Origin of the sequence: Salegentibacter sp. 24 (genome assembly GCF_004362395.1) — a bacterium.
In the GTDB taxonomy this organism is placed as follows: Bacteria; Bacteroidota; Bacteroidia; order Flavobacteriales; family Flavobacteriaceae; genus Salegentibacter.
Genome location: NZ_SNWE01000006.1, coordinates 144437 through 164210 on the forward strand (window position 1 = coordinate 144437; position 19774 = coordinate 164210).

Here is a 19774-nt window from a genome sequence, read left to right on the forward strand (position 1 = left end):
GTTTAGGCTTATTATTTTAATTACTTTTTTTCAGGAAATCTCAAAACTAAGCTGAAAAAATATATGTAATTTTGAATTTGCAAAAAGCAAGCCATTCTTTACAAAAATAGCACTTAGAGCATTGCAAACAAACATATCCAATATACTTTTTTGCTGTATTTTAATACTGCTTCCTATCGTTTTATTAAACGCTCAGGAAATAGGAAATAACAAAGAATTAAATCTAGACGCCAAAGATAGAGACACTCTCGTTACCGTTGGCGACTCCTTACCTCTTGCTGAAACAATAAAGGCAACCGATAGTATACTAGGGGATTCATTGCAAGTTCCCCAGCAGGGAAATCAACTCATTACCGATGCGATAAAATACGAGGCAAAAGATTATATGCGGATTAGTCAGAAAGAAGACCGTATGTATCTATATAATGAAGCCCAAATTATTTATGGTGATATGCAGATAAATGCCGGCTTAATTATAATAGATAATAATAAAAATGAAGTTTATGCCTATGGAATTCCTGATTCTACAGGTGCATATTCCCAAAAACCGATCTTTGTACAGGGTAGTCAAACAGTAGAACCTGATTCTATTCGTTTTAATTTTGATACGGAAAGAGCCCTGGTGTATAATTCCAGAACACAACAGGCCAATTTTAATGTAAAAGGTGAGGTCACCAAACGCGAGAATGATTCCGTTTATTTTATGCAAAATGTACGCTTTACAACCGATACAGATTTAGAAAATCCTGATTATTATTTTTACGCCAGAAGAATAAAATTTGTTCCGGACAAAAAGATAGTAGCCGGGCTTGTTAATATGTACATAGCCGATGTACCTACTCCCTTAGGGCTTCCTTTTGGATACTTCCCCTTAACTGAAGAAGAAACCTCGGGATTTATAATACCAAGTTTCGGCGATAGCCAACGCGGGTATTTTCTACAAAACGGGGGCTATTATTTTGCGATAAGCGATTATGTAGATTTACTTGCACTTGGAGATTATTATACCAACGGGAGTTATGGTCTGAGACTTGAAAGCAATTACGCCAAGCGTTATCGTTATCGGGGAAATGTAAGATTGAGGTATGAAAACCAGTATCAAAGCGAACGTGGCTTTCCCGATTATTCTGAACGGACTGAATATAACATTCAATGGTCTCATAATCAAGATGCCAAAGCAAACCCCAATTCCAGGTTTAATGCTTCTGTAAATTTAGGAAGTAGTACTTATTATCAGAATTCTGTAAATCAAATGAATACGGGTAATTTCTTAACAAATACTTTAAACTCATCTGTATCCTACAGCAAAACTTTTCCTGGCGAACCTCAGGTTAATTTAAGTGTAGCAGCCAGACATAGCCAGAATACTCGAACTCAAATCATAAATATGAGTTTGCCTACTTTACAAGCTAGTATGACCCGTATTTACCCTTTTGCACCACGAACAGGTGTGAAACAAGGAATTATAGAGAATATTAATTTTCAGTACAGTGTTAGAGCTGAAAATCAAATCACCACTACGGATTCATTGTTCTTTAAACCAGAAATGTTCCAAGATGCCAATTACGGGGCGCAACATTCTATTCCTATAAGCACCAATTTTAAGTTGTTTAATTATTTAAGTGTAAGTGCTAATGCCAATTATGAAGAAAATTGGGTTTTTAAAACCTACGAACAATCTTTTGATGAATTTAATAATGAAGTAGTCATTGACACTGTAAATGGGTTCGATTCTTATAGAACATATGGTTTTGGTGCTAGTATTGGTACAACTTTATATGGGCTAAAGAACTTTGGAGATGATAAAAAAATACAGGCTATAAGACACGTTATAAGACCCAATATAAGTTATAATGTAAACCCTGCATTCGATGAATATTACGATACTTATGAGCGTATAAATCCGGCAAATCCTATTGAAACTAATATGGAAACTTATTCGAGGTTTGAAAGGTCCTTATATGGAGCTCCCGGTAATAGGTTCTCCAGTTCACTTGGACTAAGCATAAGTAACACCCTGGAGGCTAAAGTTCGTTCTAAAGATAGTACGGCCACAGAGCCTGAGAAAATTACTCTTTTAAACAATTTTAGTATGAGTACAGCTTATAATCTGGCCGGGGAACCTGGAGAACCCAAGCTTTCTCCAATTGCCCTTAGAGGAAGTATTCCTATTATACGCGATAAAGTTGATATTAACGTAGCAGGAAATTTAGACATCTATGCACTAAACAATAATAACCAAAGAACTGATGAACTCAATATAAATAATGGCGGAAGTCTTTTTAGGTTCACCAATGCTAATGTAAGTTTTGGATATTCTTTTTCGAGTAAAGATTTTGAAGAGGATAACGAAGAAGAAGAGGATGAGGACATAGATAATGACACCTATCGCGGAGGGGGAAGAAGAGACGACCTTTTTGGGAAAGGAACCAATCTTGAAGGTGAATTTTACGAAGAAGAAGATCCATTTGCCGATGAAGAGGGAGAAGAGAGAACCGATAATTGGTACAATTACAAAATCCCCTGGGATTTGAGAATGTCTTATACGATGACTTATAATAATTCGGCCAGGCAAAATGAAATCACCTCCCACTCTATTATGTTTTCCGGGGATGTCGAACTTTCTCCAAAATGGGTAGTAGGTGCCTCCTCTGGGTACGATTTAAAAGAGTTAGGATTTACTTATACGCAATTAAGGTTTCAGCGGGATCTCAATACTTGGAGATTAAGTTTCAACTGGGTACCATTTAGTGAGCGAAGATCCTGGTATTTCTTTATCGGAATAAAATCATCTATATTAAGCGACATCAAATACGATAAACGTAGAGAACCGGACCGTAGATTATAAATAAAAATAAAGCATTTATGAAAAAAATCATCAAGACTGACAAAGCACCGGCACCAATTGGCCCTTATAACCAAGCTATCTTAATCGATAACACCCTTTATGTTTCAGGGCAAATAGCACTTAACCCTGAAACCAATGAACTGGAAACAAAGGAATTAAAACTGGAAACCGTAAGGGTTATGGAAAATCTAAAAGCAATTCTTACCGAAGCAGGAATGGATTTTGAGAATGTAATCAAAACTTCAATTTTTATAAGTGATATGAATAATTTCGCCAAAATAAATGAAGTTTATGGCACCTATTTTAACAAGGAGACCGCACCCGCCCGAGAAACCGTAGAAGTGGCTAATTTACCGAAGTTTGTCAATGTAGAGATTAGTGCTATAGCAGTAAAATCTTAATACTCACTAAATAAATAAGCTTCTTTCTCAAAATAATTGGAATAATAACCTTCGAAGGTTTTCTGGTTTTTTTTGAAATGTTCCATTTTATATAAACCTGCAAAAATAAACACATTAAAATCATAATGGAATAATCTATCCATTTGCTGGAAAAAGCTGGAACCTTCTTTAAATTGTTCTATTGGTGTATTTAAGTAAGTATTTAAAACATTGAAATCATGGTACTGAAAAACGTGCACCATTTCATGAGCAACAGTTCCATAATTAAAACCTCCAGTTTCAGGGTTCAATAATATTGATGTACCTATTGCAGATCCTAGAAAAGAATTTTTATCACTCCGGTAATAAGTATTACCCGAAAATACAAACTCGCCTACTCTGAGACTCAAAGTAGGTTCAAATTTATTCTGAAGAGCAATATAAGTTGTTAGAAGAAAAGCGACAGGTTGTATTCTATATTTTACCTGGAGACGATCTTTCGTATGGAATTCAATCCTGTTAAAACCTATATTTAAATTCCATTGTTCCCAGAAATCACGGTTCGAAGCTGCATTTTCTATAATGGATGTTCCAGCGGAATTTATAATTTTAGCAGGCCAGCCATACATGAGATTTTTTTCTTTGGCAATCAGACCTGCAATTACTTTACTTTCATAGACAAGATACCCCCCCAATGCACCTTGAGCCATGCCCTTAAAAATAACCCTTTCCAATTTTTGCTGAGGTTTCTTATTTATTAAAGCCCCAACTCCGCTAAAAATTGAACCGATGCCAATATTAAAGATAGCAGCTTCTGTCTGATTGGCTTGCGCACTTAATGATGAGGAGGAAAGTATCAGGCAGACCAGAACAATGAAAAAAGTTTTTGGGAATTTCAATTAAAAAAATTAAAAATTTAAAACGCCTTCATTAATAATTTAGCCGAAGCAGGATTAGTTGCCAGCGGGATATCATGAACATCACATAAACGCATTAACATAAAAATATCAGGTTCATGCGGGTGCTTATCCAATGGATCTCTAAAGAAAATCACCATATCTACCTTCCCTTCAGCAATCCGGGATGCTATTTGCGCATCTCCGCCAATAGGACCAGAAAGCAACTTTTCTACCTCAAAACCGGCAGATTCTGTTTTGGCTCCTGTGGTTCCTGTTGCTATTAATTTAATATTCTTAGCCTGAAGAGCCTCCTTATGATTATTTAAAAACTGAACCATTTCAGCCTTTTTTCCGTTATGAGCAATAATTGCAACTGTTTTCATTTTCTATACAGATAAAATATCAGAAATGCGAATCAAATCTTTATTAATACTTGGTTTTACTTTTAAAGCTTTTTCTAATTCTATGGCTTGTACTTCATTATTCATCATTCCCACCATTATATCACGTTGGCCATCAAGTGCAAGTTCAACCGCTTTTACACATAACCTACTGGCTAAAACACGATCAAAGCAAGTAGGACTTCCTCCACGCTGAATATGTCCCAAGACAGAAACTTTAGCATCATAATAGGGTAGGTTTTCTTTAACGTAAGCTGCAAGTTCAAAAACATTCTTTCCAATTTTATCTCCTTCAGAAACAATCACAATGCTGGAAGTTTTTCCGGATCGACGACTGCGTTCAAGGGAGTTTAATAAGCGGTCTAACCCCAGGTCTTCTTCGGGAATTAAAATCTCTTCCGCTCCTGCTCCAATTCCGCTATTCAAAGCTATAAACCCGGCATCTCTTCCCATTACCTCAACAAAGAATAATCTATTATGGGAACTTGCGGTATCCCTTATTTTATCTACAGCTTCAATTACCGTGTTTAAAGCAGTATCATAGCCAATGGTATAATGCGTTCCGAAAATATCATTATCGATTGTTCCGGGTACTCCAATTACAGGAATATTATGTTCTTCACTAAAGATTTGCCCGCCTCTAAAAGTACCGTCGCCACCAATGAGAATCATGGCATCTACATTGACCTTTTTCAAATGTGTGGCAGCTTTTTCTCTGCCTTCCTTGGTTAAAAATTCTTTAGAACGAGCCGATTTAAGAAAAGTTCCACCTAAATTAATGATATTACGTACACTACGTGCGTCAAGATCTATATAGTCGCCTTCTATCATGCCTTGAAAACCTCTCATAAAACCAATACATTCCACTCGGTAATAGGCACTGGCCCTAACCACAGCTCTAATTGCAGCATTCATACCGGGAGAATCTCCTCCGGAAGTCATAACTCCAATTCGTTTTATTCTTTTTGTCATAATTTTAATTTCTCGTCTAAAATTACAAACTCAGTCGCTACCTTAAAAGAAAAAAGAACAAGTTTTAGTCGTTTGTAATTAATCGGAATCCTCATCAGGAAAACTTATATAATCAGGTGCTACCGGGCGAGTTACGGCCTTCGACTCGGTTTCTTGGTTCAAAGATTTAATTTCGGTACTTGCAATTTTTCTAATCAATTCCTTAAAAGTGTCGAAATCTACGGAATAAGACAAACCGATACCTTGGGTAAAGCCTATTTCTTCACCGATAAACTGAATGTTGTTTTCTCTATTAAAAACCTTAGCTCTAAGGGTTCCGTCCTCATTCAATAAAAAGTCAATTTCAAGGTCACCTACAATGATCGATTCTGTTACTCCTCCAATTGGAACCCCCACTTGACCATTGATAATAACTCTGTCGCTAATTTGAGTTGAAAGTGTTAATCCAAAACGATCGACGGTTTGCTGATCTGGTGTACGATCTCCCTGAACATAATTCACACCCACCTGAAACTTACCATCTTCTCCTGCAAAAATATCGTTGACAATGCTGGAGGCTCTTTCAGCAAGTGTTCCAGTAATGGCATTTTGTCTTAACCCGAATTCACTATAAAAAGCTCCTTGAGTTACAAGGAATAATGCCTGAAGTTCCTTGCTGGCACGATCATCCATTCTATATTCCAGTTCGGAACGTACAACAGAGCTTGCATTGGGAAAAGCAATATCAAAGGTAATATCAGGTTGTTCTATTTCTCCCTGAAGATTAATAATCACATTTACAGGAATTTTTCTGTTGATCGTGGGGTTTTCCAATAACACTGCCGGATTAGCGTTTAATGAATAGACGGCACTTACATCTAATTGTGCATCAGTTGGATCTCCGTTCCAATTGATGCTTCCTCCTGATTTCACATTGAAAACTTTTTGAACAAGGCCTGCGTATTTAAAATTATAAACCCCTTCATATACCACAAAATCTCCCCACATATTAAATTTACCATTTGTATTGATTTCCAACAGGAGATTTCCGGATCCCCTACCTCTTAAAGTACTTCCACTGGTTTGGTCTACCACAACTTCCACCTCGGCATCATTAGTAACGTTAAGATCAAAAATAAGTTCAAGACCGGTTACCTCGGGCAATTCAATCGTTTTTCCGGCTTTACGGGCAGCTTTTTCCTCTGGACTTAAAAAATGAATATAAGAATTATCTCCCACTGATTCGGTATCATCCAATGGAATTTTAAAAACAGTTCCGCGTTCGGTAGTAGCGGTTACATCTATGACTAACTGATCAGTCGGGCCAATGATATCTGCATCTCCGCTTATGAATGCTGTACCATAATAAAGTGCATCCTCATCACCATCAGTATCTAAAACCAGAAAGCGATCAGTATCAATATCCAGGTCCAGGAACCACTCACTGAAATTTTTATGACCAATACTACCATTAAGCATTGCGGTTGTTTGATATTTTGTATCTATAAGCTGAACATCATCAAAAACAAACTCCTGGTCATCCAAATTTACAACGGCATCATCACCAAAATTATAATCTACATTTAGGTATGGTATTTTTAAACCTGCATCTTCCAGGCTAATTGCACCGGTAAAATCAGGATTTTTATAATTGCCGGTAACCCGGGCATTTCCCGATGCTGCACCTCTAATATCACTAATTACTTCTCCTCCCAGGGGACTAAAGGCCGCCAGATTTAAATCGTTTAAATCAACATCCATATCGATAGTGGGCTCCTTCTCGCTTACATCAATGGTACCAACGGCATTTAAAGACTCATTGCCATTCTTACTTAAATTAGCATTTATCGTGTAATTGGTAAGGGTTTCATTTCCTTCAACATCAAGAACTAAATTCCCAAGAAGTTTGTCATTGATATTGAGAGAATCTACGTTCAGGTTTGTATTGGGATAATAGGCCCCGTTTTCTTGTAGTAAATCCAATTTTCCATTAAGGGTTCCCGCAAAACGAAGACTATCAATATCTGGCGTAATCTTGCCAATATCAACCTGATCGAATTCCATTTTGAAATTTTTGTAGGTAGAATCTCGCATAACACCACTGAGTCTTATTTCTTCATTCTTATGACTCATCACCAGGGAATCAATGGTGATGTCTTCCAAATCCAGACTAAAAATTATCTTATTACTTTTGTTTTCTTCTTCATTTAAGTACCAAGTATTATCTTTAAAAGTGAGATCCGATCGTTGGATACCGATTACTGATTTATTTTCTTCATTTATCGTATGAAAAAGGTTCAAGTTGAAAAAATCTTCATTGTGTTCCCCTCCCTGAAATTCAGATCTTATAAAAAGAGTATCTCTTTGAGTTACGTTAATAAAACTGAATTCAGAAAAATTATAAAAATCAGTTGAAACACTGTCTGCTTCAAAATAAGTGTTATAAATGGGATTGGTATTATCGATATTAAGATTAACTGTCTCCATCAGATTCCCGAAGAGATCTATCTTTGGGGAACGAAAATTCATCTTAAATTCAGATTCATCTGAAGCCAAACGGCCTCGAATAAATGTATTGGGAGCCAAATTAATTTTGGGATAAAAAACTTCTACAATTTTGTTATAAATATCAAAATCGAATTCCAGATACTGGTCGTTTGTAATTGTTCTTGGTTGGTAATTGGTGTAAATACTGCCCAGAGAATTCTCAATTAAGGGCCTTATTTCTGAAAGATTGAAATCTCCCTTAATTTCCCCGCTTATAACATCGGGTGAGTTTATACTTAAGGTTCGCACGGGTCCTTCAAAAGTTGAAGTAATACTAAAATCGTCAAAATAATAAAGGTCATTCTGATTTTGATAAGAAGTATTCAACAATAAAACCTCTCCGAAAGCATCATCAATACTGGTACCCTTCATATTCATAATAATATCCCCCTTGAAAATAGAAAGGCTGTCTCGCGAAACAAAATTAAGCGCATTTAAATTTGCGTATCCTACGGAAGCTTCAAAATCGTAGTTATTTATATCTTCAGAGAGATCGGCCAACCCATTAAATTCCATTTTTAAATTTGGGTCATTAGCCATAAGTAACCCATTAAAAACGGGATTTCTAAGGTTGCCTATCACACGAATTCCCTGATAATCGTACCCGTTAAATTCCAGTTTAGAAATTTGACCTTTTAATTCCGCGTCTAAGGATTCAGCATTAAACCCTGCACCATCAATATCGAGATTGAAACTGGTTTTTCCTAAATTTTGATTATTGGTAAGTTTTCCAATATTCACTTCTTCAAAAATCAGCTTTCCCTGGTAGGTTACATCTTTCGAATTATTAAAACCTCTTAAAACTACATCAGCTTCAGCCGATCCCAATTGGGTGTTAATAAGTATATCGGCATCTAAATTGGAACTAGTCACAATCGCATTTCCTTGCATCATCAAACTGCCAAACTCACGCAGGCTTTCAGGAAGTTTACCCTGGAGATCACCAGGTAATAAATTTACGAGATCGTAGTAGTTAGTTGTAAAATCACTAAAATTTCCTGTAAGCCGAAAATCATCGCCTTCAGAAGTAAAAGCACCTTCTATCTTCACATTTCCAGCCACCCTAGTTCGATCTAAACCAGTTAGCTCAAGATTAGGAAGGATAAAATCATTTAGAGTGCCTTTAAAATCAGTGTCCAACCGCATAATCTGATCCTCTCCAAATTCAGGGTAAAAAGCTTGAAGATCCGAGCTGGAAATAATACTTTCGTTAAAAGTTCCTGTAATTTCAACTTTATTTTCAAAATCAGAAAAATCTGTAGTATTGTAGTTAAACTCCAGATCAGCTTTCACTAAAGACTGTGGGGTTTGCAAGATAAGATCTTCAAAAACCATCAATTCTGGATTGTAATAAAACTTAGTACTTAAATTATCAATCTTTATTCCACGTTTTTCTATTCCCTTTAAGCCTTCAATATTGACAGCGATTTCAGGACCATTAATTTTAAGATCTCTTGCATGAATATTTAAACTATCCAGTATCAGGAGTTCTGGATTGGTGCTGTCTTCATTTATAAAACTATAAGTTCCATCATTAATTTCCACCCTATCAACCAGTAATTCAACTTGTGTTGAATCTCCTGTAGGAGTGCCGCTTAATTTCTCAATGAACAGGCCTAGGTTATCCCTTTCTTCACCTTTATATTTTCGCATATTTAATTTCAAACCATCCAGATAAGTATTTCCAAAATGTGGTTTGTTATTAAGAAGATTCGAAAATCCTAAAAGAGAAGTACGTAATTCTTCTGAATAAATTAGAGTGTCATTATGATGGTCTTTAATCAAAATACCATTAAATCTCAATCTACCGAAATAAGTTAAACTTACTTCATCTATAGATATATTAATGTTATTCTTTTCGTTAATTGAAGTTGCAATACGGTTAGCCATACCTGTCTGCACTACAGGTATGGAGAAAACGATCAAAATAATGACAAAAAGTAAAACCAGCGCAACCACTGTCCTAGTTAATATTTTCCAGAATTTTTTGATACGCTTTTATATTTTAACTTTGTATACAATATTAACAATTTCTATGCCCCATACAACGCAATGGCTTCAAAAAATATTTACATCTTAGGAATTGAATCTTCCTGTGACGATACCGCAGCTGCTATACTGCATAACGGAAAAATATTGTCTAACATTGTAGCAACTCAAGAAGTTCATCAACAATACGGAGGTGTAGTTCCGGAACTTGCCTCTAGAGCACATCAGCAAAATATTGTGCCTGTGGTTCACCAGGCGATAGCTATGGCTAATATCGATAAAAAAGATATATCCGCAATTGCATTTACCAGGGGGCCAGGTCTTATGGGTTCTTTACTAGTAGGTACCTCATTCGCTAAATCTTTGTCGCTGGGGTTAAGAGTTCCCCTTATAGAAGTAAATCATATGCAAGCACATATTTTAGCCCATTTTATTGAGGAAGAAAATTCAAAAAAACCAAGCTTCCCATTTTTGGCTTTAACAATTAGTGGTGGACATACTCAAATCGTAAAAGTCTCCAATTATTTTGAAATGGAAGTGATTGGAGAAACCACAGATGATGCCGTTGGGGAAGCCTTTGACAAAAGTGCTAAGATTTTAGGCTTGCCTTATCCTGGGGGACCTTTAATCGACAGATATGCCCAGGAAGGAAATCCTAAAAGCTTTCCCTTTCCAAATCCAAAAGTTCCTGATTTAAATTTTAGTTTTAGCGGGTTTAAAACTTCCGTACTTTATTTTATTCAAAAAAAAACTAAAGAGAATCCTGATTTTATTGCTGAAAATTTAAAAGATATTTGTGCTTCTATTCAGTTTTCTCTGGTAAGAATTCTAATGGATAAATTGAGAAAGGCAGTAAAACAAACCGGAATCAATCAAATTGCCATCGCTGGTGGCGTTTCAGCCAACAGTGGAATTAGAGTTGCACTGATGGAAGCTGAAAAACTTTACAATTGGAAATGCTTTATTCCTAAATTTGAGTATACTACGGATAATGCTGCGATGATTGCTATTGCAGGTCATTATAAATTCCTGAATCAAGATTTTTCAAACTTTTCAATCACCGCAGAAGCCAGATATAAATTTTAATCAATGCAACTTTTTTATAATCCCGATATTCAAAGAACAGATAAACAAATTTATTTTTCCAAAGATGAAAGCCGCCATATTGCGAAAGTTTTGAGAAAAAATGCTGGAGAAACCTTGAGTGTCACCAATGGAAAAGGTTTTCTATTCAAAGCCAAAATTATATCAGCTGATCCTAAACAATGCGCAGCCAGTATATTTGAAGTTGAAATTGATAAGGAAAAAAAATATCATCTTCATATGGTTGTAGCACCCACTAAAATGAACGATCGATATGAATGGTTCCTTGAAAAAGCAACTGAAATTGGAATTCAGGAAATCACTCCCATAATTTGTCATCATAGTGAAAGAAAAACAATTAAGCTCAATCGCTATGAAAGAGTTCTTCAAAGTGCAATGAAACAATCGCTACATTATACCCTGCCAATTATAAATAAGGAGATTAGCTTTTTAGAATTTATTGAGACGGAAACTAGTGGGCAAAAATTTATAGCCCACTGTGAAGCTGGAATGCCTAGAATATCTTTAAAAAATCAGGTTATCCCAAAAGAAAAAATCACGATCCTTATTGGTCCTGAAGGGGATTTCTCCGCTGATGAAATAAAACTAGCGGTGGCAAAAGGATGGCAACCCGTTAGTTTAGGTGATAGTAGATTGAGAACCGAAACAGCTGCATTGGTAGCATGCCACACTGTGGCTCTTATAAATCAGGATTAATTCATATTTTACACAATGCCTAATTTGAAAATATATTTCCTGCCATTTCTTTTTTTTAGTTTTATACAGTTTTCAATGGCGCAAGAAATTGCACTTTTAAAATATAATGGTGGTGGGGATTGGTATGCGAACCCTACTTCTTTACCTAATCTTATTACTTTTACGAATAATAACCTAGGGACAAAATTAGTTGCCGAGCCTGTTACCGTAACCCCAGGGGATTCAGATATTTTTAAATATCCCTTTGTTCATATGACCGGTCATGGTAACGTGATTTTTAATGAAAAAGAAGTAGAAAATCTAAGGAATTACTTACTAAGTGGTGGTTTTCTTCATATTGATGACAACTACGGAATGCAGCAATATCTAATGAAAGAGTTGAAAAAGCTCTTTCCAGATAAAACACTAGAAGAATTACCTGAAAATCATCCTATTTTTAATGCTGCTTTTGAATTTCCAAATGGATTACCTAAAATCCATGTGCACGATAATAAACCGCCGCAGGCTTTGGGTATTTTTGATAAAAACAGACTTATGATTCTGTTCACTGTAGAAAGCGATCTTGGCGATGGTTGGGAAAGCCCTGCCGTTCATAATGATCCCGAAGAGATCCGACTAAAAGCTTTACAAATGGGTGCTAATATCATAAAATACGTATTTGAAAATTAATGAAACAGCTTTCACATTTTGACGAAAAATTCACAAAGAAAAAATTTCCCGTTATACTCCTTTTAGATAATATTATAGGGGAAGCAAATATTGGCAGTATTTTTCGGCTGTCGGACGCCTTTAATGTAGAAAAGATTGTTTTTTCAGGAATTGAACCAAACTTTAATAGCAGAAGACTTCAAAAAACATCCAGAAGCACCCATAAAATTGTGAAACATGAATATGCTAAAGATGCGATTGATTTTATTGGTAAGTCAAAAGCGTCCGCTGATATTTTTGCCCTGGAGATCACTTCAACTAGTACTGCTGTGGAGCATTTTCATTTTTTCCAAAAGAAAAAAGAGATGATCTTAATTTTGGGAAATGAAGCTGTAGGAATAAATAGTGATTTGTTAAAAATAGCAGATAAGCATTTGCATATCAATATGTTTGGAAATAATAGTAGCATGAATGTTGCACAAGCTACTGGAATTGCCTTATACGAAATATCAAAAACAATATTTGATTTCGCTAAGAAATAATATATTTACCACGTGAATTCAAAATCAATTACTTTAGGGATTATTAGGGCTGTAGGAATAATTATTGGAATTATCCTCTTGCTCTATTTTTTATACGAAATCCAATCTGTACTGGTTTATATCGCCATTGCGGCAGTGATTTCCCTTGTTGGACGACCAGTTGTAATCTTTCTAAGGCAACACTTAAAAATTCCCAATCAGTTATCAGTAGTTATTGTCCTTGTACTGGTCCTCTCTATTTTCGCAGGAATCATCTTTGTTTTCGTTCCTATCGTAATTGAACAAAGTCAGTATCTTAGCCGAATAGATATGGAAGCTTTTCGAAGTGACCTCAATGAACTAAACAATCAAATAAATAATTATTTAGGTATTGAGGAAATTAATATAATAGAAGGGCTTAAGCAGAGTGAATTTGTACGAAACTTTGATATTACAGCCGTTCCAAGACTTTTAAATAATGTCTTTAGCATTTTGGGGGCTACTTTAATTGCCATTTTTTCTATACTTTTCATTTCATTTTTTTTATTAAAAGACAGCAAATTAATGTTAAATAGTATTTTGGTTTTTGCAAATCGCGGAGATGAAAAGAAATTTCAACGCGTTTTTAACAAGATCAAGATCCTCCTTTCTCGTTACTTTGTAGGTCTAACTTTACAAATTACAGTTCTATTCGTGCTTTACGCCGTTTTACTGAGCGTTTTTGAAATTAACAATCCAATTGCTATTGCCTTTATTTGTGCTTTTCTAAACCTGGTCCCTTATTTAGGGCCTCTTTTTGCAGGTATATTAATGGCGCTTTTTGTAATTTCTAGTAATTTAGGTGCTGATTTTCAAATGATTATTTTACCAAAATTAGGTTATATCATGTTGGGATATGCCATTTGCCAACTTATAGATAATATGATCTCCCAACCAATGATCTTTGGTGCCAGCGTTAAATCACACCCTTTAGAAATTTTTCTGATTATCCTTATTGCTGGAATCATTTTTGGAATTACCGGGATGGTGGTGGCGGTTCCTTTTTACACGGCTTTAAAAGTAATCGCCAAGGAATCTTTAAGCGAATACAAAATCGTTAAGAGACTTACACGTGACCTTTAAATTTTAATTTTGAATAAAGCTTTATTACAAACCAAAGTTCAGGAGTATCTAAGAAAAAATCTAAAAAAGTCTCCTGCCGATTTGGTACTTAGCGGAAGTCCTTTTGCCAATATTTCCTCCTCAGAACTCGGACAACAATTAACGGGTTTACAAAAGGCCGAGAAAAAATTACCAAGCTGGTTTGAAAACTTCCAAATTTACTATCCGCCCAAAATTAATCTAGAGCAAACTTCATCAGAACATACCGCAAAATACAAATCTTCATTAATCAAGGGTGAATCCCTAATCGATTTAACTGGTGGATTGGGAATAGATGATTCTTATTTTTGTGAAAATTTCAAAAGCGTCCTACATTGTGAATTAAATGCAGAATTATCGTCAATTGCTGCGCATAATTTAAAATGCTTGGGCAAGGATAATATTTTCTTTAAAAATATTGATAGTATTGATTTTTTAAGGAACTCAGAACAAAAATTCGACTACATTTATGTAGATCCTTCAAGACGGGACCATACAGGTGAAAAAGTCTTTAGACTAGCAGAGTGTTCACCGAATGTTCCTGGGAATTTAGAATTATTATTTAGTAAGAGCAATAATATTTTTATAAAAACATCCCCACTGCTCGATCTACAAGCTGGGATTTCAGAATTAAAATTTGTAACTGAAATTCATATTATTGCCATAAATAATGAAGTAAAGGAATTGTTGTGGCAATTGAAAAAAGATAAGATTCTCGAACCGGCAATTAAAACTTTAAATTTCACAAAAACCGGTTGGGAAAAATTTGAAGGAAGACTAAATAGAACAAAGGGTGAAAAAAGTTTTTCTTTACCACAAAACTTTCTTTATGAACCCAATTCTGCAATTATGAAAAGCGGACTTTTTGAAGAGGTAGCTTATCAAACACAAACAATAAAGCTACACCAAAATTCTCATTTATATACATCTGAAAATGAAGTCAACTTTCCTGGAAGGAAATTTAAAATACTTGATTTAGAATATTATAAACCGAGTTTACTAAAGAAAAAATTTAAAGATTTAAAAGCAAATATAGCTGTAAGGAACTTTCCTGAAAGGGTTGAAGTATTAAAGAAAAAATTTAAAATTAAAGATGGTGGTAAAAAATATCTATTTTTTACCACCAATTTAAATAATAAAAAGATTGTGTTATTTTGTGAAAAATGCTAAGCACGCTCTTGCAATCTATCTTTCACGAACTCTACCTTGGTTTTTCCGTGAGGTGTGGGTTTACCATTTTCATCTAAGGTCACCATAATCACCTTGTCTATGGTAATAATTGTATGACGTGTCATTTTATTTCTAACTTCGCATTTTAGAGTTAGTGAACTGGTACCGAACTTCAATACTTCAATTCCAATTTCAACAATATCGCCTTGTTTTGCAGAATGTTGAAAATTTATCTCACTCATATACTTAGTAACGCATTTAGAATTTTCTAACTGAATGATACTGTATAGAGCACATTCTTCATCTATCCAGGCCAGCAAATTCCCGCCAAATAAAGTTCCGTTGGGATTTAAATCTTCTGGTTTAATCCATTTTCTAGTATGAAATCTCATATTTTTATTTTAAAAATAAGCATAAAATATAGCCTGATAAAGGCTTTTATAATTTTTACCAGCGCTTTAAAATCAATTGGATTATTTTAAATTTTGATAAAAAAAGCCATCATATTTTATAAAATCTACAAATAATTTTTTGCGGCTTCAATAATCTCAGCATGGTCAAAGGCAAGATTGGGTAAATTTTCTATACTTACCCAAGCAGCTTCTGCTGCATCGTCACCTGCCCTAAGACTTTCTTCACAAAATATTCGACTGACAAAAGCAATCGAAATCGTTCTACACCTGGGATCACGACCTGGAGCACCGAAGGCCCTTACCTGTTCCATAGTTTTTACCACGACCCCTGTTTCCTCTTTAAGTTCACGCTTTGCGGCTGTTTCCAAATCTTCAGATTCATTTATAAATCCACCCGGTAAAGCCCAATGATCCTTAAAGGGATCCTTTTTTCTTTTTATCAGCAAAACTTTGAATTCACTATTGGCATTACAAAAAACTACACTATCTACGGTTATTGCTACTTCTTGTTGTTTCATTTTACTTTAAAGTTTTTGGTATTTTAATATCTGTTTTAAATCTTTTATTGAATTTTTCTATAAAATAGGCTGAGAGTAACGGCGATGCTTCCTCTACATTCTGATGCAAAAAAAAATAAATATTCTCTAGCCCTTCTTCCTGCCATTCTTCCAATCTATCTAACCACCCATCTAATCTCGAATAATCTGAGCTATGATTGGTGCCATTATATCTAATAAAAGCAGTAGTATTGCTCAAACGCATATGGAGGAGATCCCGTCTTCCCGCTGTATCTGTTATTACGTGTGTTACATTCTTGCTTTTAAGAACTTCGTATAGTTCATTCGCTGCTTTTTTATCTGCGTACCACTCCTTATGTCTTAATTCTGCAGAAAGTGGCACTTCATCAGGCCAATGTTGAAAAAACTCATATAGCCTATCCATAGTCTTGGGCGTAAAATCGTTACGCATTTGTAGGAAAACCATTCCCAACTTTTCTTTCAATTGGAGTAGGTTTTTTATGAAGTCATCGGTCAACTCGTCTGTTCCGTTTAGTCTTTTTATATGACTTATCAGTCTTGGAATCTTGGGAAAAAATTTGAAATCAGCATCTGCCTTTCCATACCATTTCCTAAACTGTTCTTCTGGATACATTCTGTAAAACGAACCATTGAATTCAATACTGTTAAACTGAGATGAATAATATGAAAGTTCGTTTTTAGTACCCCTTGGATAAAAATTCTTCAGATCCTTTCTGCTCCATTTTGCACATCCAATGCGCACATCTTTAAATCCATCTCTGTTTCCTTCTTTATTAAGCACTTTAATAGTATCAGGATGCGTTTTAGGCAGGCTGAAATCTATATTTTCAGGGCATTGTACTTTTCCAAATTTCACTATATCCTACTAATATTTGTTAATGTAAACCGTTTTTCTGTTAGTGAATTCTTTGATTCCGTGATGCGATAATTCCCTACCGTACCCGGAAATTTTCGTTCCTCCAAAAGGAAGTCTAGGATCACTTTTAACCAGTTCATTAACAAATACAGCCCCATCCTCAAATCGGGGAATTAATTTAGTTGCAAAATCTTCATCTTCAGTAAAAATGGAAACTCCAAGACCAAAACTTGACGAATTAACCAGGTTTATCGCTTCTTCTTCATCTTTAAATTCGGTTACAGAAATTGCAGGACCAAAGGTTTCTTCATCGAAAATAGCCATGCCTTCTCTGGCACCTGTAATAATCGTTGGTTCGAAGTATGTACCATCCCTTTCTCCACCTAAAATTATTTTAGCGCCTTTTTTCACTGAATCTTTAACCTGATCTTCTAAATCTTCCGCAAGGCTCTCCTTAGCCATTACTCCAATAAAAGTCTCCTCGTCCATTGGATCACCACTTTTCAATTTTCGAACCTGTTTGGTAAATTCATTTAAAAATTTCTCAGCTATATCTTTATGGAGTAGTAAACGTTTTCCTGCAATACAACTTTGCCCGGTATTTTGAAAACGGGCCTGGACACAAGTTTGGATGCTTTTTGCAATATTGGCGTCTTTAAATACAACCAATGCATTGCTTCCTCCAAGTTCTAAAACCGATTTCTTGATTTCTTCCCCAGCAATGGAAGCCACGCTACTTCCTGCCCTACCGCTACCAGTTAAGGTTACGGCCTTTACTTTTCTATTACGAATTACATTTTCTACTTTTTTACTACCGATGATCAGGTTTTGAAAACAATCTTCTGGAAATCCTGCTTTTTCAAATACTTTCTGGATATTATTTGCCGAAAGCATCACGTTACTGGAGTGCTTTAAAATGGCGATATTACCTGCCATCAGCGCAGGAGCAGCAAATCTAAATACCTGCCAAAAAGGGTAATTCCATGGCATAACAGCCAAAACTACTCCCAAGGGTTCATAAGCAACATAAGAGCTTTTCGCGTCAGTTTCTATCTTTTCGTTTTGTAATTGTAATTCAGCATTCTGAGCATAATATTCACAAACCCAGGCGCATTTTTCAACCTCTGCAACAGCCTGTGTGATCGGCTTCCCCATCTCCTTTGTAATCACTTCCGCGTATTCACGGGAATTATCTTTAAGTTCCTTTGCGGCTTTCATCATTAACTTACTGCGTTCGGAAAAAGAAGTTTGACGCCAGGATTTGAATCTGGTATGTGCTCTTTTTATTGATTTTTCAATTTCGGCATCATTTAATTCGTGATGACTGGAGATTTCTTCCCCCGTATATGGATTTTTGGAAATTATCATTTTTTAAATAGGATTTTAATATTTTGCTTATTTGGGCTTCTATTTAAAGATAAAAAGAAGAATAGGCTTAGACAGGCCGATTAAGATGATTTTAACGTCACAATGTTTATAAGTAGTTTACAAATCTTTAAAGAGGCTCGAATTTTGAGGTTTAAAGTTTCTTAAATTTAAGAAAATTAGTTTTTATGATACTTCGTGACCTTCAATTAATAGAACTTAGGCCCGAAATTCCTTCAGCCAGAGTTTCAGAAAACATGAGTTTAGACGAACAATTTCAAAATAAAACTTTACGGCCTATCGCTAAACTTCAGGATGAATTGCTGCTGGAAGTTTTTAGAAATTATACTAAAAAGCACAAGAACAAGTTTTATGAATTAAAACTCGATCAGCGCTTGGCTTATATTGAAAATGCAATCCAGAAGGATATTAAATTCAGGAATAGTTTAAAGGGCATAATCATAGGACAATTTACTTTAGACGAGTATGCCACTTACATCAAGAATTCTTCAGCATTAAATAAGCGTATGATGAATATTGTAAAAGAGCGTTTACAGAGCAATATTCAACTTTTAGAAGAGGAAGTAGCGTACTAAAAGACCAATAAGTATAGTGATCGCAAAACTCATTAAGGTTCCTATTAGTACGTATTCCGTTTGTTTTCTTGCGCTTGCATCAGATTTATCGCTAAAGCGTAAAATAGATTTTGCTGCAATAAGAAATCCTATGGCTGAAAAATTTTGAGTAAGAATAAAGGTTAATACCAGGATTCTTTCAAAAACACCTATATATCTACCCGCAGCTTCAAGGCTTTGACTTCTTTCACCATTTGATTCAAGTTCATTATGCCAGCGTTGCGTCGCTTTTCCAATTAAAAATCCTGCAGGGAAAATTACCATCAAATAACCAGTGATAACAGCTAAGACTTGCAGATTGGAAAATGTTTCGGAAATAAACGGAATCAAATTTGAGAAACCTTCAATAAGATAAATCCATACGAAGATTATAATTAAAATATGCCAGAACTGATCTAGTAAAAACAGTTTCAAACTATCGTTTTTATGCCGAAGTTTCCATAAATCGATAAAAAAATGACTTACACTAATTACAATGGGTATATACCATAGATACCAGTCCTGCAACAAAAGATAAGTAAACAATCCAGCTAAAAAAGAGTGAAAGTATAAAAACCACGATCCTTCCTTTTTTTCTCTTTTGTGGTTTATCAGTTTAGCAGGTTGCAGCACAAAGTCGGTTAAAATGTGCGCAAGAATTAGTTGAAGTAAGATTTGGATGTTTTCTTCCAT

The 19774-nt window shown here is 35.2% G+C and carries 18 protein-coding genes; 9 read left to right on the plus strand and 9 right to left on the minus strand.

The features are described from left to right. Positions 1 to 121: 121 nt before the first annotated feature. Complete coding sequence (locus DET49_RS06055) at positions 122 to 2848, plus strand: putative LPS assembly protein LptD (RefSeq protein ID WP_133547200.1); 2727 nt, start codon at positions 122 to 124, stop codon at positions 2846 to 2848. Between the two features lie 17 nt (positions 2849 to 2865). After that, positions 2866 to 3249 (plus strand): RidA family protein, encoded by a 384-nt coding sequence (locus DET49_RS06060; protein ID WP_133547201.1) that lies wholly within the window; start codon positions 2866 to 2868, stop codon positions 3247 to 3249. Here DET49_RS06060 and DET49_RS06065 read toward each other — a convergent pair. The 4 genes from DET49_RS06065 to DET49_RS06080 all read right to left on the minus strand — a co-directional run bounded on the left by DET49_RS06065 (position 3246) and on the right by DET49_RS06080 (position 9916). After that, positions 3246 to 4127 (minus strand): hypothetical protein, encoded by an 882-nt coding sequence (locus DET49_RS06065; RefSeq protein WP_133547202.1) that lies wholly within the window; start codon positions 4125 to 4127, stop codon positions 3246 to 3248. The genes DET49_RS06060 and DET49_RS06065 overlap by 4 nt on opposite strands. Positions 4128 to 4144: 17 nt before the next feature. Next, the gene (locus DET49_RS06070; RefSeq protein WP_133547203.1) at positions 4145 to 4510 is read right to left on the minus strand and encodes a methylglyoxal synthase; all 366 of its coding nucleotides are present in this window, start codon (positions 4508 to 4510) and stop codon (positions 4145 to 4147) included. Positions 4511 to 4513: 3 nt separating this feature from the next. Then, the gene (pfkA, locus tag DET49_RS06075) at positions 4514 to 5500 is read right to left on the minus strand and encodes a 6-phosphofructokinase (protein ID WP_133547204.1); all 987 of its coding nucleotides are present in this window, start codon (positions 5498 to 5500) and stop codon (positions 4514 to 4516) included. Positions 5501 to 5578: 78 nt separating this feature from the next. Continuing rightward, on the minus strand, positions 5579 to 9916 hold the full coding sequence (locus tag DET49_RS06080; RefSeq protein WP_133547205.1) for a translocation/assembly module TamB domain-containing protein: 4338 nt from the start codon (positions 9914 to 9916) through the stop codon (positions 5579 to 5581). Positions 9917 to 10078: 162 nt separating this feature from the next. Between DET49_RS06080 and tsaD the strand changes: the two genes are divergently transcribed. The 6 genes from tsaD to DET49_RS06110 all read left to right on the plus strand — a co-directional run bounded on the left by tsaD (position 10079) and on the right by DET49_RS06110 (position 15294). Continuing rightward, positions 10079 to 11101, plus strand: a complete 1023-nt coding sequence (gene tsaD / locus DET49_RS06085) for a tRNA (adenosine(37)-N6)-threonylcarbamoyltransferase complex transferase subunit TsaD (protein WP_133547206.1) — start codon at positions 10079 to 10081, stop codon at positions 11099 to 11101. 3 nt (positions 11102 to 11104) lie between these two features. Beyond that, entirely contained in the window at positions 11105 to 11815 is a 711-nt protein-coding gene (locus tag DET49_RS06090; RefSeq protein WP_133547207.1) for a 16S rRNA (uracil(1498)-N(3))-methyltransferase, read from the plus strand. Between the two features lie 75 nt (positions 11816 to 11890). Next, positions 11891 to 12484: a DUF4159 domain-containing protein gene (locus DET49_RS06095; protein ID WP_243729544.1), complete on the plus strand. Its 594-nt coding sequence runs from the start codon at positions 11891 to 11893 to the stop codon at positions 12482 to 12484. Next, positions 12484 to 13005 (plus strand): TrmH family RNA methyltransferase, encoded by a 522-nt coding sequence (locus DET49_RS06100; protein WP_133547209.1) that lies wholly within the window; start codon positions 12484 to 12486, stop codon positions 13003 to 13005. Before DET49_RS06095 ends, DET49_RS06100 begins: the two co-directional genes overlap by 1 nt. Positions 13006 to 13017: 12 nt before the next feature. After that, on the plus strand, positions 13018 to 14106 hold the full coding sequence (locus DET49_RS06105; protein ID WP_133547210.1) for an AI-2E family transporter: 1089 nt from the start codon (positions 13018 to 13020) through the stop codon (positions 14104 to 14106). Between the two features lie 303 nt (positions 14107 to 14409). Then, complete coding sequence (locus DET49_RS06110) at positions 14410 to 15294, plus strand: class I SAM-dependent methyltransferase (RefSeq protein WP_243729545.1); 885 nt, start codon at positions 14410 to 14412, stop codon at positions 15292 to 15294. On the opposite strand, the gene DET49_RS06115 is transcribed toward DET49_RS06110, so the two are convergent. The 4 genes from DET49_RS06115 to DET49_RS06130 all read right to left on the minus strand — a co-directional run bounded on the left by DET49_RS06115 (position 15291) and on the right by DET49_RS06130 (position 18470). After that, complete coding sequence (locus DET49_RS06115; RefSeq protein WP_133547212.1) at positions 15291 to 15686, minus strand: acyl-CoA thioesterase; 396 nt, start codon at positions 15684 to 15686, stop codon at positions 15291 to 15293. The genes DET49_RS06110 and DET49_RS06115 overlap by 4 nt on opposite strands. A 125-nt stretch (positions 15687 to 15811) precedes the next feature. Further along, positions 15812 to 16225, minus strand: coding sequence for an NUDIX domain-containing protein (locus DET49_RS06120; protein WP_133547213.1), 414 nt, complete (start codon positions 16223 to 16225; stop codon positions 15812 to 15814). Position 16226: 1 nt separating this feature from the next. After that, positions 16227 to 17102: a DUF72 domain-containing protein gene (locus DET49_RS06125; protein WP_133547214.1), complete on the minus strand. Its 876-nt coding sequence runs from the start codon at positions 17100 to 17102 to the stop codon at positions 16227 to 16229. Positions 17103 to 17111: 9 nt separating this feature from the next. Next, entirely contained in the window at positions 17112 to 18470 is a 1359-nt protein-coding gene (locus tag DET49_RS06130) for an NAD-dependent succinate-semialdehyde dehydrogenase (RefSeq protein WP_133547215.1), read from the minus strand. 185 nt (positions 18471 to 18655) lie between these two features. Between DET49_RS06130 and DET49_RS06135 the strand changes: the two genes are divergently transcribed. Beyond that, positions 18656 to 19063: a glyoxalase gene (locus DET49_RS06135; RefSeq protein ID WP_133547216.1), complete on the plus strand. Its 408-nt coding sequence runs from the start codon at positions 18656 to 18658 to the stop codon at positions 19061 to 19063. Here DET49_RS06135 and DET49_RS06140 read toward each other — a convergent pair. Continuing rightward, the gene (locus DET49_RS06140) at positions 19040 to 19774 is read right to left on the minus strand and encodes a DUF3307 domain-containing protein (protein WP_133547217.1); all 735 of its coding nucleotides are present in this window, start codon (positions 19772 to 19774) and stop codon (positions 19040 to 19042) included. The genes DET49_RS06135 and DET49_RS06140 overlap by 24 nt on opposite strands.

Bases quoted from the DNA above. Each gene is read 5' to 3' on its own strand.
- DET49_RS06070 (WP_133547203.1), bottom strand. From the start codon at position 4,510: ATGAAAACAGTTGCAATTATTGCTCATAACGGAAAAAAGGCTGAAATG.
- DET49_RS06135 (WP_133547216.1), top strand. From the start codon at position 18,656: ATGATACTTCGTGACCTTCAATTAATAGAACTTAGGCCCGAAATTCCT.
- tsaD (WP_133547206.1), top strand. From the start codon at position 10,079: ATGGCTTCAAAAAATATTTACATCTTAGGAATTGAATCTTCCTGTGAC.
- DET49_RS06120 (WP_133547213.1), bottom strand. From the start codon at position 16,225: ATGAAACAACAAGAAGTAGCAATAACCGTAGATAGTGTAGTTTTTTGT.
- DET49_RS06130 (WP_133547215.1), bottom strand. From the start codon at position 18,470: ATGATAATTTCCAAAAATCCATATACGGGGGAAGAAATCTCCAGTCAT.
- pfkA (WP_133547204.1), bottom strand. From the start codon at position 5,500: ATGACAAAAAGAATAAAACGAATTGGAGTTATGACTTCCGGAGGAGAT.
- DET49_RS06095 (WP_243729544.1), top strand. From the start codon at position 11,891: ATGGCGCAAGAAATTGCACTTTTAAAATATAATGGTGGTGGGGATTGG.
- DET49_RS06140 (WP_133547217.1), bottom strand. From the start codon at position 19,774: ATGGAAGAAAACATCCAAATCTTACTTCAACTAATTCTTGCGCACATT.
- DET49_RS06100 (WP_133547209.1), top strand. From the start codon at position 12,484: ATGAAACAGCTTTCACATTTTGACGAAAAATTCACAAAGAAAAAATTT.
- DET49_RS06060 (WP_133547201.1), top strand. From the start codon at position 2,866: ATGAAAAAAATCATCAAGACTGACAAAGCACCGGCACCAATTGGCCCT.
- DET49_RS06080 (WP_133547205.1), bottom strand. From the start codon at position 9,916: ATGGCTAACCGTATTGCAACTTCAATTAACGAAAAGAATAACATTAAT.
- DET49_RS06115 (WP_133547212.1), bottom strand. From the start codon at position 15,686: ATGAGATTTCATACTAGAAAATGGATTAAACCAGAAGATTTAAATCCC.
- DET49_RS06090 (WP_133547207.1), top strand. From the start codon at position 11,105: ATGCAACTTTTTTATAATCCCGATATTCAAAGAACAGATAAACAAATT.